Annotated in this window: 1 protein-coding gene; it reads left to right on the top strand. The window is 73.0% G+C overall.

The window, feature by feature from the left end:
• A partial coding sequence (cpaB, locus tag AX737_RS11120) for a Flp pilus assembly protein CpaB (RefSeq protein ID WP_156453659.1) occupies positions 1-696 on the top strand: 696 nt, incomplete at both ends.

Below are 696 nucleotides of genomic sequence, written 5' to 3'. Positions count from 1 at the left end.
TGCGGGTCGAGGCACCGCCGCCCGCGCCCGTGAGCGAGGTGCTGGTCGCCGCGGCCGAGCTGCCGATGGGCCAGGTTCTCCAGGCGGCGGACCTGCGCTGGCAGAAATGGCCCGACGACGCGCTCGTGTCCGGCTACATCGCCCGCAAGGTCAACCCGAAGGCCCTGGAGGAGACGGTCGGCGCCACGGTGCGCTCCGCCTTCCTGCCGGGCGAGCCCGTGCGCCCGCAGAAGCTCGTGCGGCCCGAGAGCGGCTTCATGGCGGCGATCCTGCCGCCGGGCATGCGCGCGGTCGCCATCGTCACCGACAGCCGCGGCACCAACTCGGCGGGCGGCTTCATCCTGCCGAACGACCGGGTGGACGTGATCCGCACCGCCCGCGACGAGGACGGCTCGCGCGCGGGCGGCGCCGACGTGCAAACCGCGCAGACGATCCTCACGGACGTGCGCGTCCTGGCGGTGGGTCAGCTGATCCAGGAGAAGAACGGCACCAACGTCGTCACCGGCGAGACCGCGACGCTCGCGCTCACCCCCGCCCAGGCCGAGACGATCACGCTGGCCCAGAAGGTCGGTGCTCTCTCGCTCGCGCTGCGCAGCCTCTCCGATTCCGGCCGCACCGCCGAGCCAGAGCCGCTGCAGAACACCAACGCCCTCACGGTCGTGCGCTTCGGCGTCGCCCGTCAGCAATCCACCCGGT

Origin of the sequence: Methylobacterium sp. CCH5-D2, from assembly GCF_001556475.1 — a bacterium.
Lineage (GTDB): Bacteria > Pseudomonadota > Alphaproteobacteria > Rhizobiales > Beijerinckiaceae > Methylobacterium > Methylobacterium hispanicum.
The sequence above is the reverse complement of the archived record's forward strand: the minus strand, read 5'-3'. Positions and strand labels throughout refer to the sequence as shown.